Origin of the sequence: Vibrio nitrifigilis (assembly GCF_015686695.1) — a bacterium.
GTDB lineage: Bacteria > Pseudomonadota > Gammaproteobacteria > Enterobacterales > Vibrionaceae > Vibrio > Vibrio nitrifigilis.
This window is the reverse complement of record NZ_JADPMR010000001.1, coordinates 1,419,002-1,433,853: the sequence shown is the minus strand read 5'-3', so window position 1 is coordinate 1,433,853 and position 14,852 is coordinate 1,419,002. Positions and strand designations below refer to the sequence as shown.

Below are 14,852 nucleotides of genomic sequence, written 5' to 3'. Positions count from 1 at the left end.
AAGGCTCCGTTTTATGTATGATTCAATATTAAGCAACGAATGAATTAGAAAACAAACTTATCCATCAGGGTTACCATCTTGCCAATTTCAGGTTTAGTGATGGTATCATTCGCCCCCAACGCAATCGCTTTAGCGCGGTTATCATCACTCATCAAAGATGAGAACATGACGATAGGTGTTTCCTTAAAGGCTTCACCCTCACGTAAACGCTTAACTAAGTGCATACCATCCATCCGCGGCATTTCTACGTCGGTGACCACAGCGTTTACAAATTCGGTAACGGCCACACCTTCACTTTTGGCATGTGCAGCAATATCGTTAAGTTTTTCAAATGCCTCACCGCCATCTTTACAAGCAATGATGTTGTAACCAGACGAACTTAAAGTATCTTGGATCAAACTACGAATAAAGGCGGAATCGTCCACCACCATAATGGTTTTACCATTACGTTTCGCCACCATTTTACGATTAAGGTCAACAGAACGGTCGACCTTAACATCGTATTTTTCCATACTCAGCTCTGGGTTGATGTCCGCTATGATTTTCTCGAAATCGAGGATCATGATCAGTTTGTCTTCTTTACGAACCACGGCTACCACACAATCTTGTTCGCCCGATTCGAGGAACTGACTTGGCGATTCCACATCATTCCATGAAATACGGTGAATGCGACTAATGCTATCGATTAAGAAGCCATTGGTCATGCGGTTGAAGTCCGTCACAATGACATACTTTTTGTTGATGTCTTGACTTACAGGTACACCTAACCAACCAGCCAAATCAACCAGTGGAGTCAGAATTTCACGCGAGGAGAATACCCCAATCATATGAGGTTGTGCGTTTGGATAATCAGTGGTGTCTGGAACTCGAATAACTTCTCGTACTTTAGCGACGTTAATTCCGTAGTAACAGGTTTTAGTGCGTCCATCCGGAAGTACTTTTTCTAAATGAAACTCAATGATCTCAAGCTCATTGGTACCACTTTCTAAAAGAATAGAACTGCTTTCTTTACTCATAATTGTCACATCGTCCCGAGATGATAGTCGTTGTTACATTGCTGCCCACTTCAGAAAGACGCCGGCGTCCTAGCCTGAATTCGGCTTTTGACCAATACGCTGATTCAAGCGTTATTCTGTTTCTTTTTGCGTACCTGCTTCCAAAAACAGACGTCCTACCCTACCAGATTGTTATCTTGCTGTCTTTGTTATGAGCTATTTAACCGATGAATTTTTATATCTAACTCATTGAATCAGAGACTATATACTCTCTGTGACGGCCAGTTTTAGCAATTCTTTAATAAAATAATTCACTTATTTCGTTTTTGTTCGTACCAAATAACGGCTCAACGATTACAAATCACTAGCACAAATGTAGATGGTGTTTCGATTGGCGTCTAGTGATAGGCGCATCAATTGAGTTTAGATTCTCTAATTCACCTATTTTGTAGTACTCATACCAATATGCAATAACGCACACTTTAATGCACAAAGTATGTTATTTAGTCGCAAAGATCACAAAGATTTTTCTGCACTCTGGTGGGGCTTTTCTATAATTAAATAAGCAGGAATAGCGTAATGAATGCTCACTTAAATAAGTGCTAGCGTTCAGTCAATCGAAAAGGAGGACAATGATGAAGCGAGATGATCTGGGAATCTGCCTTAGTCGCCATATGCTTGTAAGTCATATGCAATCGACATTTACCTGTGTACGTGCGTACGAGGTTGATTCGGATGCCCATGACGATGTGCGAGTGATGATGGCTTTTCCTCAGATGTCAGGAAAAGATGTTCTACTTAGCATGCAAGGCGACCACGAACTTGAATGGCGAGCAGAACACTACTGCCCTTGTCACCATCACTACTAGACAAGGCAAGTCACTCATCATTAAGAGGCTTGCTAACTGGATAAGACAACATCGAAACAAAGTCACAATTTGCCTTTGTTGCGAACGCTCTTAACCCGTTGGCAAGCCTATTATAGCCAAACTGCGTCACTCCCTTGATTCATACATTTTCGTCAGACTTCGATCTTCTTTGCGTTTTTTCCGTCTCAACATGGTCAGACTATGTGGCATACCATTGTTAAATACATTGATGAACGACAATAGGAATCCGATGATCAAATTTTTGCATATTCCACTTTATCCATTGTCCCTCATGGTCCAACTGGCACTCTTTGCTCCATTCGCTATATCGGCCCCTATTTCCTTTGATCAAGCTTGGCAGATTCTCCAGCAAGATAACAATTCTCTCGCCGCAGAGAGAGCGAATGTTGAACGTTATACCCACTTAAAAGATGCCACATGGGCAATGAACTTGCCGCAAGTAACAGTGGGGGCGCAATACACTCGCTTAAACGATGCCGTCACCTTAGATCTCCCCCTTCCTTCTGCTTTACAGCAAATCATTGCCAGCTTAAATGCCAATCTAGCAGGCTCTAGCGGACTATCAGCAGAGTTGAGTCAGAAAGATGTGGTCACGTCATCAATTCGGGCAATTTGGCCTATTTTTACTGGTGGACAAATCAGTGCTGCGCAAGATGCCGCCCAAGGTAAAGCTGATGAAGCCCAAGGGAATTTAAAAATGGAAGTTCTGGCTCGCTATGAAGATTTAGCTAAATACTATTTCAGTGTCGTGCTGGCTCGTGAAGTTTTAAATACCAGACAAGCGGTCGTGATCGGCTTAACAAAGCATAGGGACAATGCAGCCAAACTCGAACAACAAGGGCAAATTGCACACGTTGAAAGGTTGCAAGCGGATGCCTCTCTCGATAAAGCCATTGTCGAGCAAAAAAAAGCACAAAAGAGCCTCGATATTGCTCAAAGTGCTCTGACTAAAATTCTAGGCCAATCCACTTTAGTGGAACCTGGCGATCCACTGTTTATCAATACGGATTTACCTCCAATGGCGGCGTTTACCGAGCAAACATTGACCACCTACCCTGGACTTGCCATTCTCGATGCGAAACAAAACCAGGCGCAAAATTTAAAAAAAGCTCAGTATGGTAAATATTCTCCGCAGGTTTATCTGTACGGAAATTACAATCTCTACGAGGACGATTCGGTTGTCAGTGATTTAAACCCTGATTGGATGGTTGGTATTGGTGTGAGTATTCCGTTAATGGAAAATACTGGGCGTAGCGATCAAGTAAAAGCAGCAGCCAGTGCGATTACTCAAATTCGCTATTTAAAAGCTCAAGCTAAAGAAGATTTAAGTGTGTTGGTCCAGCGTACATATCAACAAGCTGAGCAGGCCCTTGAGGAAGTACAAGGTTTACAATCCAGTTTGACACTGGCGAAAGAAAACCTTCGATTAAGAGAAAAAGCATTCAATCAGGGATTGTCGACTTCCGTGGATGTCGTTGATGCTGAATTGAATCAAGCGAGCATTCAAACTCAGCAATCTGTGGCAAGTTTCAATTATCTCATCGCGCTGACAAAGCTACTGGCATTGAGTAGCGAAATGACGACATTCCAACATTATCGTCACTCCGCTGTATTGTTAACTCACGGCCAAACATCGACGCAAATGCCGTCGGTTAAGCGTCCATAAAGGGGTACCTATGAAAGCAATAAAAACATCGGTAGTGGCACTGTTCGCACTGGCTCTGGTTGGCTGGATTCTCTATGCCTTTTACGTTGCCTATCAACCACAACCTATTAAGCTGCAAGGTCAGATTGAGTCACAACAGTACAGTATCTCTTCTAAAGTCGCAGGCCGTATCGATCAAGTGTTTGTGCGCAAGGGAGATACGATCAGTAAAGGCGATCTCGTATTTACCCTTCATAGCCCAGAAATTGAAGCAAAACTCGAACAAGCGATAGCTGGGCAAAAGGCGGCTGGAGCGATGGAAGAAGAAGCCAAGAATGGTGCGCGTACCCAACAAATTCAAGCAGCCAAAGACAAATGGCTAAAAGCCAAAGCGGCAGCAGAACTGGCTGAAAAAACCTACCTGCGCGTTAACAATCTATATAAAGATGGTGTGGTCGCTGAACAGAAACGTGATGAAGCACAAACACAATGGCAAGCCGCTAAATATACCGAAAGTGCCGCCATGCAAATGTTTAAACTCGCCCAAGAAGGGGCTCGCCAGGAAACGATACAAGCTGCCACAGAAAAAGCAAAAGCCGCCGCCGGTGCCGTAGCCGAAGTCGAAGCCTATGCGGCCGATACTAAAATCAGTAGCTGGTTTAATGGCGAAGTTTCTCAAGTCTTGTTACACAGTGGAGAATTAGCGCCACAAGGGTTCCCTGTGGTCACGGTTATCGACACACAAGACACATGGGCGGTATTCAATGTCCGCGAAGATCTATTAGGCCATTTTCAAAAAGGGGCAATCATTAAAGCCTACGTACCAGCGTTAAAACAGGATGTGACGTTTAAAGTCACCCATCTCGTCGTAATGGGTGACTTCGCGACATGGCGCTCAACAGATTCGGCCCAAGGCTTTGATCTACGTACATTCGAAGTGGAAGCCCGCCCCATAACACCAACGCCAGGTTTGCGCATGGGCATGAGTGTCGCTGTGGAGCTCGCCCCTTAATGTTCTCGGTTCAATGGCGATTATTAAAGCGCGATCCATGGCTACAAACATGCTTGCTTTGGGTCCCTATTTTTCTGGCAATTATTCTATGGTGGATATTTTCTGCAGCTATCGTACGCTCATTGCCAGTGGGGGTGGTAGACCTATCCCACAGTGAATTATCACGAAGTTTTACCCGTGATTTAAATGCAACGTCGACCTTATCTGTGATTCGGGTATACCCTTCTCAAGCGCAAGCCAAGGCCGATTTAATTCAAAGTCATATTTACGCCTACACGGTGATTCCTTATGGTTTTGATCGTGATGTTCAACTTCATCGTCAACCTCAAATAACCACGTTCTATAACAGCCAATATATCCTGACTGGTAAGTTGGTCAACTCTGCTGTTGCCTTGGTGCAAAATACTTTTAACGCGAAACTAAGCGTTGCCAACCAACTTGTTTCAGGACAACAAACGTTCACTAGTGCATTAGGAAAAGCCGTTCCAATCCAAACTCAAATGACGGCTCTATTTAATCTCAATATGAACTATGCCCAGTTTCTTGTTTCGGGCATTATTCCTGCGTTATGGCAAATTGTTATCGTGGCCAGTACGATTTTAATCCTATCGACTTGGCATCGAAACTCAGGATTATCCCTGTGGCTTGGCAACACTCCCTACACCAACCTGTTGAGAACATTAACGCCTTACTGTTTATTGTTTGCTTTGCAAGGTGCAGGCTACTTATGGTTTTTTTATTCGTTTCTTGATTGGCCTCAGCATGGGCAACTCACGGTATTACTGATTGCTCAGTGGCTGACCATCTTAGCCTGTGTCATTGTGGGTGTGATGATTTATTTCTTAACTCTGGATGCAGCCAGAAGTCTGAGTTTCGCCGCCGCATACACAGCGCCAAGCTTTGCCTTTATGGGCATTACCTTTCCGGCAACGAATATGGGATCGCTGGCAACGTTCTGGCGTGATTTGCTCCCCATCAGTCACTATATCAATGTGCAAATCAATCAAACCAATTATGGTTTAGGTATCGTTGAGTCACTGAAACCCATGGGGTATATGGTGATCTATCTCGTGCCGCTCCTGATCGGATTAGGTTTGATTCACTGGAGAACACAGCAAAATACAGCGCATGGGAGCCAACGACATGATTAAACCTCTATGGTGGGAAATACGCGCTTTATTCACCAACTCTGTTGTTTTACTTACTGTTTTTGGTGGTGTGTTTTTTTACTCGTTTCTCTACCCCCTTCCCTATCAGCATCAGACCCCTCGGGAACAGAAAATAGCCGTGGTAAATTTGGATAAAAGCCAAGCAAGCTATCAGCTCGAACGCATGATAGATGCCACGCCACAACTGCATATTGTACAGCGTTTAAATGCGCTAAAAGAGGCGCAACAGAGCTTCTTAGATCACAATATTGCTGGCTACTTAGTAATACCGGAACACTTTTATCGTGATTTAGTGCTCGGCACCCAACCCACGCTCGCATTTGCAGGCGATGCTTCTTACTTTCTTGTTTATGGTACCGTGGTCGAAGGTTTAACAACGGCAGCAGGTACCTTGTCTGCTAAAGCTAAAATAACTCGGTTACTCAGCAGCGGAGAGTCTATAGAAAGTGCGACACGTGAATACGCTCCCTCAAAGATCAATTTGAAACCGACGTTTAACACCCGTATGGGATATGTCGATTATGTTGTTCCGGCTGTTTTTGTGCTCATTTTACAGCAGACGATGATTATGGCTTCAGGCCTAATCGGTGGTACACAAAAGCATCAACACGGTTATTGGAATCAATTGTCTGTCGGAAAAGTAATGGTTGTTAGGTTAGTCGTGTTAGTCGCCGTGTACTACGTACTTAGCATGTATTATTTTGGCGGCAGTTTTTCATTTCACGGCATCAATCGTGTTGCTTCAACTAGCGCATTAGTCACTCTGTTACTGCCGTTTTTAATCACTAGCTGTTTGATCGGAATCTTTTTAGGTGCCTGGACGCCACATCGAGAATACGTCACATTAGTCGTGCTGGTAAGTTCAATGCCATTAGTCTTTTCTGCAGGATTCATTTGGCCACTGGAAAGCATGCCTAAGGCGCTCGTTTGGCTTGCAGACTGTTTTCCAAGTACCCCCGCCATTCAAGGTTTCCTCGCCCTCAATCAAATGGGAGCGACATGGCAGCAAATCGCACCACAATGGACTCTGCTTTGGGGACAGGCACTGATTTGGGGAGGGTTAGCGTATTGGCAGTTCAAACGCCGTGGACGTTGAGCGCACTCGCAGACACATTACTATTCTTGCCAACGTTTTTGCATTTGGGCTAGAGTCTCTTCTGGCACATTGTGTACATTGCCAAATTGACCACGACACACTTTGACCACTAACTTAGCTTTGTAACGTTTCGCTAATTTTCGGTAAGCATCCATTTCCCAACGCCGCACAAACGTATTACTCACCACGATACTTTTTCCTTGCTTGAGCCAATATTCACTCTGATTTTGACACCAACGATGAGCATCGTTCAGCTTATTAGGGTCAAAATGATATTGCCCATCATCATCGACAAAATACATATCGGCTTCGAGATGAATTCCCTCGATCTTTTGCGCCAAAGTTGACTTACCAGAGCCCGGTAAGCCACGAATCAAAGTCACGGTTAAAGACATAAATCACTTATTCAAAAATTGCAGTTATGTATATCTGCATCTTGAGGTTATTTGGGTATAGTACAATCACATCGCTAGAGAATGAACCATTCCTTTTGTGATTGGACTTTATCTAGACCCGTTGATTACGCCTTAATCATCCAGCTTGGATCCCTCGCTAATTTCTGTAATATCGCATTTGGGACTCGACATATCTACTGAGTTAGGTTATAAGTCTAGAAGTATAGACGTCCATAATTATCGCTTAGGGAGAAAGCCGTGCCTATTAAGATACCTGATCAACTGCCAGCAAGAGATGTTCTACGCCATGAAAACATCTTTGTGATGCCAGAGTCGCGTGCATCGACTCAGGAAATCCGTCCGCTTAAGGTTTTGATCTTAAATCTTATGCCGAAGAAGATAGAGACGGAGACCCAGTTCTTGCGCCTGCTGTCCAACTCACCCTTGCAAGTGGATATTGAGCTGTTAAGAATTGATAATCGCCGTAGCAAAAACACGCCAGAAGAACACCTAAATGCCTTCTATCGCCAATTTGAAATGATCGAAAAACGTAATTTCGATGGTTTGATTATTACTGGTGCACCTTTAGGGTTGGTTCAATTTGAAGATGTTGTGTATTGGGACCATCTGAAAAAGATCATGGAATGGGCTAAGAGCCACGTAACCTCAACACTGTTTGTATGTTGGGCAGCTCAAGCTGCACTAAAACTCATCTACAATCTGCCAAAGCGTACTCGTGAAGATAAATTGTCTGGTGTTTACCAGCATGAAATTCGTCGTCAATTTCACCCATTATTACGTGGTTTTGATGACACATTCTTAGCACCTCATTCCCGCTACGCAGATTTTGATACTGAATACTTAGCACAAAATACTGATCTGGATATCCTTGCAACTTCAGAGCAAGCAGGTGTGTATCTCGCAGCCACAAAAGACAAACGTAATGTCTTTGTTACTGGCCACCCAGAGTATGATGCTGACACCTTGCACAATGAGTACATGCGCGATGTCAAAGAAGGGCTAGAACCGGTAATGCCGGTAAACTACTACCCAGATAACAACCCTGAAAATCCACCACGTGCAAGCTGGCGCAGTCATGGTCACCTGCTCTTTGCAAACTGGCTAAACTACTGTGTTTACCAACAAACACCGTACGATTTGGAAAACTTCAGCGAAGATAAATTTAATAAAGACGAAGACTAATAGTCAGTCTCATCGCAGGATAATCACTTTCTAGAGTCACGTTTACGTGGCTCTTTTTTCATCTGTTCCCTAGTATTTGCCAACTGAGTCGCATCATCACTTTTAAAGTATTCCTCTTTTTAGCGGTACTTTTTACTCTCAGTTCGAGACACCACCGCCGAGAGCAGCAATGAAGCAAATCTTGATAGCAATAATATGCCTCATACTTTTAGGGTGCGTCAGTCAATCGCCGCAACACACATCTTCGGCTCCGAACTCTATTGCTGATGCGCGTATAGCCTTGGGCTTAGCTTACTTAAAGCAAGGTGACACCGTTAAAGCCAAGTTCAATCTCGACAAAGCGCAACGAGCAGCGCCCACTTATATTGAAACCGATATCGCTCTCTCATACTACTTCACCCAAGTGAAAGAATTTGCTAAGGCTGCTCAAAGATATCAACAAGCCATCAAGCGTCACCCTCACCATGGCGGATTGCTCCATAATTACGCCACGTTTTTATGCCAAAGGCATCACTACAATAAAGCGCAACACTATTTTTCTTTGGCTATTCAACAACCTGATTATCCCAATATAGCGGCAAGTTACGAGAACTCGGCGATGTGTTACTGGCAAAACAAACAATACCAACCTGCACTCACCATGATTGAATTAGCGAAAAATCATGCACCACAACGCAGCAGAATATGGCAATTACACATCCAGTTTCTCCGCGCCATGGGTAAACCTCTCGAGGCTAATCAGTTAGAGAAACAATACCGAATAATGCACAATATGAATTAACGAATATTTGTAGGACGTCCATTTTTACCGCCTTTACGATCACGATAGCGAGTACGACGGTGACGATGCACTTTCAACACTCGATGTGCTTTCTTATATTCGCGGTATAACAATCGAATAAAGAGAATGAGCCCCACAAGGAGAAGTACAGAAAACACGGATAAAAATGGCACACATAGCCAATCGGGCTGGCAAGGAACATAGAGAGGAAAATCCATAGCGACCTCCTTCATACTGAGGTGTGGTGCGGACTATCAAGCTAACCTTAACGTCGCCAAGGTTAGCCTTAATTTTCGCCACGATAGCATTATCTAGTGATCCATTCCTTGCGCTGAGCATGATTTTGAAAACTCCATGCAATAAAACGGCTTATTTTTTGACCTTGAGCCATTTCTACAATTTGCACTTCACTCACGCCCACTTTTTCGAGTTGTTTTTTCATCCAACGTACATTGTCTTTTTTTGAAATCAGGCTACTAAACCACAAAACCTGTTGCGCAAATTGTGCACTCTCTACCGCCATATTTTTCAAAAATGCAGCTTCTCCACCAGGACACCATAGCTCGGCTTTTTGCCCACCAAAATTCAGAGCAGAAGAAACATGCTCTTTGCCCGACGATTGCGCTGGTGTTTTAACTCCGCGTTTGTGCTGATTTTTCTTCAAATTGCTGCGCTTTCTCTCCGTACCTTTCATCGCTTCAGCTAATGAGCTATGGAAGGGAGGATTACAGGTTGTGACCGTGTAACGCTCATTAGGCTCAATCACACCTTTAAAGATTGAACGGCTATTTTTCTGTAGTCGACATTCAATGTGGCCGCGTAATGGTGCGTTAGCTCTAACGAGCTCGCTTGCATGCTTCACTGATATTGGATCAATATCGCTACCGACGACCTGCCAATCATATTCTACCGTCGCAATCATTGGGTAAATACAGTTTGCGCCAATGCCAACATCTAACATCGTCACGGGTATCGTTTTCGCAATGGGACAGTCCAAAAACAGTAACTCAGCTAAGCGGTGAATGTAATCAGCTCGTCCAGGAATAGGCGGACACAAGAAGCCGTGTGGAATATCCCAATGCTGGATTCCATAATAATGATGCAGCAACGCCTTATTAAGTAGCTTCACCGCTTCAGGATCAGAGAAGGAGATAGTGTCTTGCCCAAGAGGATTCTTTTTAATATGTGTTTTTAATTTAGGCTCAACTTGGCTCAGCACCTTAAAATCATAGGATCCATGATGGCGATTTCGTTTATGTAGCCCGGCTTTACTTTTAACCACTTTAACCTGCATCGCCGTATTACTGCCGTTTTTTCCCGCTTTTGCGGCGCTTTTTTTAACGATACTTTTAGCCGATGTGGTGCGTTTTGATTGTGCCGTCGAGTGCTTTGGGGCGTTAACAGAGGTTGGTTTCACCATCTTTACTTCTCTTTTAAATCTTGAACCATCATAAATAATCGCGCATCCAGTTCGAGCTGGTGATAATTAGGCTCCATATGGCAACACAATTGATAAAACGCCTTATTGTGTTCTTTCTCTTTTAGATGCGCCAGTTCATGTACCACCAGCATTCTTAATAAAGGTTCTGGCGCTTGTTTAAACACTTGAGCAATACGTATTTCATTTTTCGCTTTCACTTTATTACCATGTACGCGTGACACATAAGTGTGCAAACCCAATGCGTGATTGATCAGATGAATTTTACTGTCGTATATCACCTTACTCAGCGGTGCCGTTTTCTTCATAAACTGATTTTTTATCGCAACAGTGTATTGAAATAACGCCTTTTCACTTTGAATATCATGACGCTGCGGATATCGCTGCTCAAACCATGGCAGTAGCTTTTTATTTTCAAGCAACTGCTGTACAGGTTGAATAATATGGTCAGGATAGCCCTGAATGTATTTCATGACCTCAGGTTGGCTCATTTGTTTACACCTTGCCTGTAAAAAGGGCGCTAAGTGTACCTTAAAGCAGATGGGGATTCATCCAAGTTCGTTGCAAGCGCTAGAATAGATAGGTACACTCCTCTGCCCTGCGATATTGGAGAAAAATAATGAAACGTGTCGTTCTTTATGTAAAAGATAAATGCCCACATTGTAAAGATGCGCAACGCTATTTGGATAGCAAACAGATCCAATACCGCTTGTGTAACGCTAAAATGCAGCGTGGCCGAAAAGAGCTCGATGCGATTGGAGCACGTAGCTTACCCGTGCTTAAAATCGGCGATCAACTGATGATTGGTTGGAGCCCAAAAAACTTTGAGCGGATGTATAAGGACTAACCCTTTTTTACAACGCGCTATTCCATGCTGCTCACTGCGTGTTTAAACGTACTGTTTAATAAATTCGATAAACGTTCGATCAGCATGGGATAAATACCCTTCTTTGCGCCAAGCCATCGCCAAATCAAGCCAAACGGGTGGGTTAAATGGCACTGCTGTAATATCAGGCTCAACATCTGTCGCTAACTCAAGTAATGCGGTAATGGCATACTGCTGTTTGACTATACTCAAAATCATCGGTAATAAGTTCGTTTCAAAAGAAAACTCGACTCCATAGTGGTTCTCTTTACACACCTTATCAATAAAATCGCGATGAAAATATCCCGGCTTAAACATCACCAGCTCGTGAGCAAAGAAAGTATCAAAATCAATATGTTTTTTTTGCGCCAATGGGTGCTGATTACTTACCGCAGCCACCATTTGGGAGGACAAAATGGCGTCCACTTCCAATTCAGCAGGAACATCTTGATTCAAAATAACGCCGATATCGAGCTCTCCACTCAATAGCATCTTACGTATCGATTGCGCTCCCGCTTCAACCACCGTCATTTTTAAATTTGGGAACTGCTTTTTAAATTCCATGATGATTTGCGGGAAAAAATACGATCCCATCATGCCGGGAGTGCCAAGCCTTACCTCCCCTTTTACAACCCCTTTTAATTCATCCATCGCCAACTGAGCATCATCAATTTGGCGTAAGATACGCAGTGCATGGGTCAGTAATACTTCCCCTTCGTGCGTTAAGCTCACCTTGCGTTCATCACGCTTAAACAGAGTCACACCGAGCAACTGTTCAAACTTTTTAATTGAAATACTCAATGCTGGCTGAGCAATATGCAGCTGTTGCGCAGCTTGAGTAAAACTGCCATTTTCCGCTACTGCGACAAAATGTTTTAAATGTCGGGTTTCCATTACTTATATTGATTCGATCTAGTTGTCATTGAGATAATATATTTTATTTATCCCTCGACGACTGCTAATTTGATCACGTTGTAATTGATAAAGTGGTTATCATGATTTCTCTCCAAAGCAGCCAATATAAAAAAGTCACCTTTGCTCTCGCTTTTGGTTCTTTCCTCGTATTTTCTAACTTATACCTATTTCAGCCGATGCTGCCTTATATGGCCCAGCATTTTTCGCTATCAGAAACCAAAACAAACTGGCTGTTTGCAGCATCAACGTTGGCACTGTCTGTAAGTCTCGTGCCTTGGGCAATCCGCTCTGAATCGGTTGGTCGTAAGCAAGTGATGCTTATTGGCTTATTTGCTATGCCATTAATCAGCATCACTATGCTCATGACCCAAGAGTTTTGGTTATTAGTCGCTGCTCGGGCAGGAATGGGCATCGCGTTAGCCGCTTTCGCCTCTGTCGCTGTTGCTTATATGGTTGAAGAGTTGGAAGCACCAGCATTTAGCAAAGCGATTGGCAGTTATATCGCGGCAAACTCCCTTGGGGGAATATCGGGGCGGATACTTGGAGGGGTACTGACCGATTGGATCGGATGGCAAGACGCGGTAGTGGTCATGACATGCATTACCCTAATCGGCTCATTATTGGTGGCTTATCTACTACCAAAACAGCAGCATTTTGTCGCGCAAAAAGGTCGCTTTCGCCAACATAACTTAGATATTATTCGCCACCTAAAAACACCAAAACTCTGGGTTGCAATGCTTATTGGCGGCACTAACTTTGCTCTATTTGTTAATTTATATTCGGTCGCAGGTTTTCGCTTATCCGCACCACCTTATTCATTACCAGTCAGTTTAGCGTCATTGATTTTCCTGTGCTATTTAGGTGGAACCATCAGCTCCCGCTTAACCAGTATCTGGGTGAAGCATTACACCCCGATTCAAGGCATGATATTGGGTTCTATGTGTAGCCTGATTGGTATGTGGGTTGGATTAGTGGAAACCATACCAACCATACTTCTAGGGTTACTACTTATTAGCTGCGGTGCTTTCTTTACTCATACCTTGGCGTATTCATGGGTCAGCCGTCACGCAACTCAGGCAAAAGCAACGGCCACCGCTCTTTATTTAGTTCATTACTATGTTGGGGGGAGTTTGGGCGGATTTTACCTGCTCAGTTGTTGGCAACACGGTGGTTGGGAATACGTTGTGGCCGGAGCCATGGTGATTTATGTGGTGATGTTTGCGTTATGCTGGAAACTCAAGCGAATAGCAAGTCAGTCAACCGAGCAGCCATCGTTTATATCAGTCCCCAAATAGCCTCGTAATGCAGGATTCAGAACGTCATCAATTTAGTTTGTGCTATGCTTGCAGCACTTTTATAACAAGCAATGACACATTATGAGCTCAACGACAAATATTCAGACCATCACAACACAAGTGAATCAATGGTTAGATGATGTAGTGATCGGTCTAAACTTATGCCCGTTTGCCGCTAAGCCCCAAAAAAACAAACAAATTAAGATTTTTGTTAGTCAAGCAACGCAAGAAGAAGCCTTACTTGAAGATATTCTCTCTCAATTTATGGAGCTTGATTCAACAAAACCAGCCACATTAGAAACAACATTGGTCGTGGTTCCGAATATGTTGCAAGACTTTGTCGATTATAATTTTTTCATCGATTGGGTCGATGTCTTAATACGCCAACAGGAGTGGGAAGGCATTTATCAAGTTGCGACATTTCATCCAGACTACTGTTTTGCTGACTCTGATCCACAAGATGACGAAAACCTCACCAATCGTTCACCATACCCAATCTTTCATTTGATTCGCGAAGAAAGTATGGAGAAAGTTTTGCGCCATTTCCCAAATCCAGAAGAAATTCCGGATAATAATATCGCCCGAGTGTCGGCATTGAACGTTGAACAGCGCAAACAATTATTCCCATACCTATTTCGTGATAACACTGAATAAGTAGAACACACATAAATTCGTCATGGGATTTCACTATTGAAGATGCTACCCTACGCGCAGCATTTCTATGAGAGAACAACATGAGCAAATTAACTTCAGATATCCAAGCAAACCTAGAGCTTTTCATTAAAGAGTCACAAGAAAACGCTAAAGTTTGGGGTCTACGTAACGACGAAGGCTGGCTTTCATGCGAATCAACCGAATTCGAAGAAAGTGAAGTCATGCCTTTCTGGTCTGCAAAAGAAGATGCAGAACTGCACAACGTTGAAGAGTGGGCTGATTTCGAAGTGCTAGAGATTCCACTCGACATCTTTGTTGAAGACTGGTTAATCACCCTAGCAGAAGATGGTGTACTAATTGGTACCAACTGGAATGCTCAATTAGAAGGTAAAGAAGTAGAACCTTCAGAGCTTGCGAAACAGTACCTATAATCATCGCGCTTACACGAATTTTTACTATCCAAGACGCACATTCTGCGTCTTGTTTTATTTTTTATTGA

Annotated in this window: 17 protein-coding genes; 11 read left to right on the top strand and 6 right to left on the bottom strand. The window is 43.4% G+C overall.

What is annotated here, in order from left to right:
* Positions 1 to 44: 44 nt before the first annotated feature.
* Entirely contained in the window at positions 45 to 1,016 is a 972-nt protein-coding gene (locus I1A42_RS06435; RefSeq protein ID WP_202436449.1) for a chemotaxis protein CheV, read from the bottom strand.
* Positions 1,017 to 1,630: 614 nt separating this feature from the next.
* On the opposite strand from I1A42_RS06435, the gene I1A42_RS06430 reads away from it, so the two are divergent.
* From I1A42_RS06430 to I1A42_RS06410, 5 genes are all read left to right on the top strand, one after another.
* Complete coding sequence (locus tag I1A42_RS06430; protein WP_161156154.1) at positions 1,631 to 1,864, top strand: hypothetical protein; 234 nt, start codon at positions 1,631 to 1,633, stop codon at positions 1,862 to 1,864.
* Positions 1,865 to 2,156: 292 nt separating this feature from the next.
* Positions 2,157 to 3,551, top strand: coding sequence for a TolC family protein (locus tag I1A42_RS06425; RefSeq protein ID WP_196123781.1), 1,395 nt, complete (start codon positions 2,157 to 2,159; stop codon positions 3,549 to 3,551).
* Between the two features lie 10 nt (positions 3,552 to 3,561).
* Positions 3,562 to 4,542: an HlyD family secretion protein gene (locus I1A42_RS06420; RefSeq protein WP_196122954.1), complete on the top strand. Its 981-nt coding sequence runs from the start codon at positions 3,562 to 3,564 to the stop codon at positions 4,540 to 4,542.
* Positions 4,542 to 5,693, top strand: coding sequence for an ABC transporter permease (locus I1A42_RS06415; protein ID WP_196122953.1), 1,152 nt, complete (start codon positions 4,542 to 4,544; stop codon positions 5,691 to 5,693). Before I1A42_RS06420 ends, I1A42_RS06415 begins: the two co-directional genes overlap by 1 nt.
* Positions 5,686 to 6,807: an ABC transporter permease gene (locus I1A42_RS06410; RefSeq protein ID WP_230389344.1), complete on the top strand. Its 1,122-nt coding sequence runs from the start codon at positions 5,686 to 5,688 to the stop codon at positions 6,805 to 6,807. The genes I1A42_RS06415 and I1A42_RS06410 overlap by 8 nt, the downstream gene beginning before the upstream one ends.
* A gap of 20 nt (positions 6,808 to 6,827) precedes the next feature.
* Here the strand turns inward: I1A42_RS06410 and I1A42_RS06405 are convergent, their stop codons facing one another.
* Positions 6,828 to 7,202 carry an ATP-binding protein gene (locus tag I1A42_RS06405; RefSeq protein WP_196122951.1) on the bottom strand — a complete coding sequence of 125 codons (375 nt, stop codon included), beginning with the start codon at positions 7,200 to 7,202 and terminating at the stop codon, positions 6,828 to 6,830.
* A gap of 258 nt (positions 7,203 to 7,460) precedes the next feature.
* On the opposite strand from I1A42_RS06405, the gene metA reads away from it, so the two are divergent.
* Entirely contained in the window at positions 7,461 to 8,405 is a 945-nt protein-coding gene (gene metA, locus I1A42_RS06400) for a homoserine O-acetyltransferase MetA (RefSeq protein ID WP_161156094.1), read from the top strand.
* Positions 8,406 to 8,574: 169 nt separating this feature from the next.
* Positions 8,575 to 9,186, top strand: a complete 612-nt coding sequence (locus tag I1A42_RS06395) for a tetratricopeptide repeat protein (RefSeq protein WP_196122950.1) — start codon at positions 8,575 to 8,577, stop codon at positions 9,184 to 9,186.
* Here the strand turns inward: I1A42_RS06395 and I1A42_RS06390 are convergent.
* The 3 genes from I1A42_RS06390 to I1A42_RS06380 all read right to left on the bottom strand — a co-directional run bounded on the left by I1A42_RS06390 (position 9,183) and on the right by I1A42_RS06380 (position 11,115).
* Positions 9,183 to 9,404 (bottom strand): hypothetical protein, encoded by a 222-nt coding sequence (locus I1A42_RS06390; RefSeq protein WP_196122949.1) that lies wholly within the window; start codon positions 9,402 to 9,404, stop codon positions 9,183 to 9,185. The two genes, I1A42_RS06395 and I1A42_RS06390, sit on opposite strands and share 4 nt — an antisense overlap.
* Positions 9,405 to 9,493: 89 nt before the next feature.
* Positions 9,494 to 10,606, bottom strand: a complete 1,113-nt coding sequence (gene rlmF / locus I1A42_RS06385) for a 23S rRNA (adenine(1618)-N(6))-methyltransferase RlmF (RefSeq protein ID WP_408063516.1) — start codon at positions 10,604 to 10,606, stop codon at positions 9,494 to 9,496.
* 2 nt (positions 10,607 to 10,608) lie between these two features.
* Positions 10,609 to 11,115 (bottom strand): M48 metallopeptidase family protein, encoded by a 507-nt coding sequence (locus tag I1A42_RS06380; RefSeq protein WP_196122948.1) that lies wholly within the window; start codon positions 11,113 to 11,115, stop codon positions 10,609 to 10,611.
* Between the two features lie 128 nt (positions 11,116 to 11,243).
* Between I1A42_RS06380 and I1A42_RS06375 the strand changes: the two genes are divergently transcribed.
* Positions 11,244 to 11,471 (top strand): glutaredoxin family protein, encoded by a 228-nt coding sequence (locus tag I1A42_RS06375; RefSeq protein WP_196122947.1) that lies wholly within the window; start codon positions 11,244 to 11,246, stop codon positions 11,469 to 11,471.
* Positions 11,472 to 11,513: 42 nt separating this feature from the next.
* On the opposite strand, the gene I1A42_RS06370 is transcribed toward I1A42_RS06375, so the two are convergent.
* Entirely contained in the window at positions 11,514 to 12,383 is an 870-nt protein-coding gene (locus I1A42_RS06370; RefSeq protein ID WP_196122946.1) for a LysR family transcriptional regulator, read from the bottom strand.
* A gap of 101 nt (positions 12,384 to 12,484) precedes the next feature.
* Here I1A42_RS06370 and I1A42_RS06365 point away from each other — a divergent pair, with 101 nt between their 5' ends.
* From I1A42_RS06365 to I1A42_RS06355, 3 genes are all read left to right on the top strand, one after another.
* Positions 12,485 to 13,699, top strand: coding sequence for an MFS transporter (locus I1A42_RS06365; protein WP_196122945.1), 1,215 nt, complete (start codon positions 12,485 to 12,487; stop codon positions 13,697 to 13,699).
* Positions 13,700 to 13,780: 81 nt separating this feature from the next.
* Positions 13,781 to 14,353, top strand: a complete 573-nt coding sequence (locus I1A42_RS06360) for a DUF1415 domain-containing protein (protein ID WP_196122944.1) — start codon at positions 13,781 to 13,783, stop codon at positions 14,351 to 14,353.
* 80 nt (positions 14,354 to 14,433) lie between these two features.
* Positions 14,434 to 14,784 carry a DUF2750 domain-containing protein gene (locus tag I1A42_RS06355; protein ID WP_196122943.1) on the top strand — a complete coding sequence of 117 codons (351 nt, stop codon included), beginning with the start codon at positions 14,434 to 14,436 and terminating at the stop codon, positions 14,782 to 14,784.
* The last annotated feature ends 68 nt before the right edge of the window (positions 14,785 to 14,852 follow it).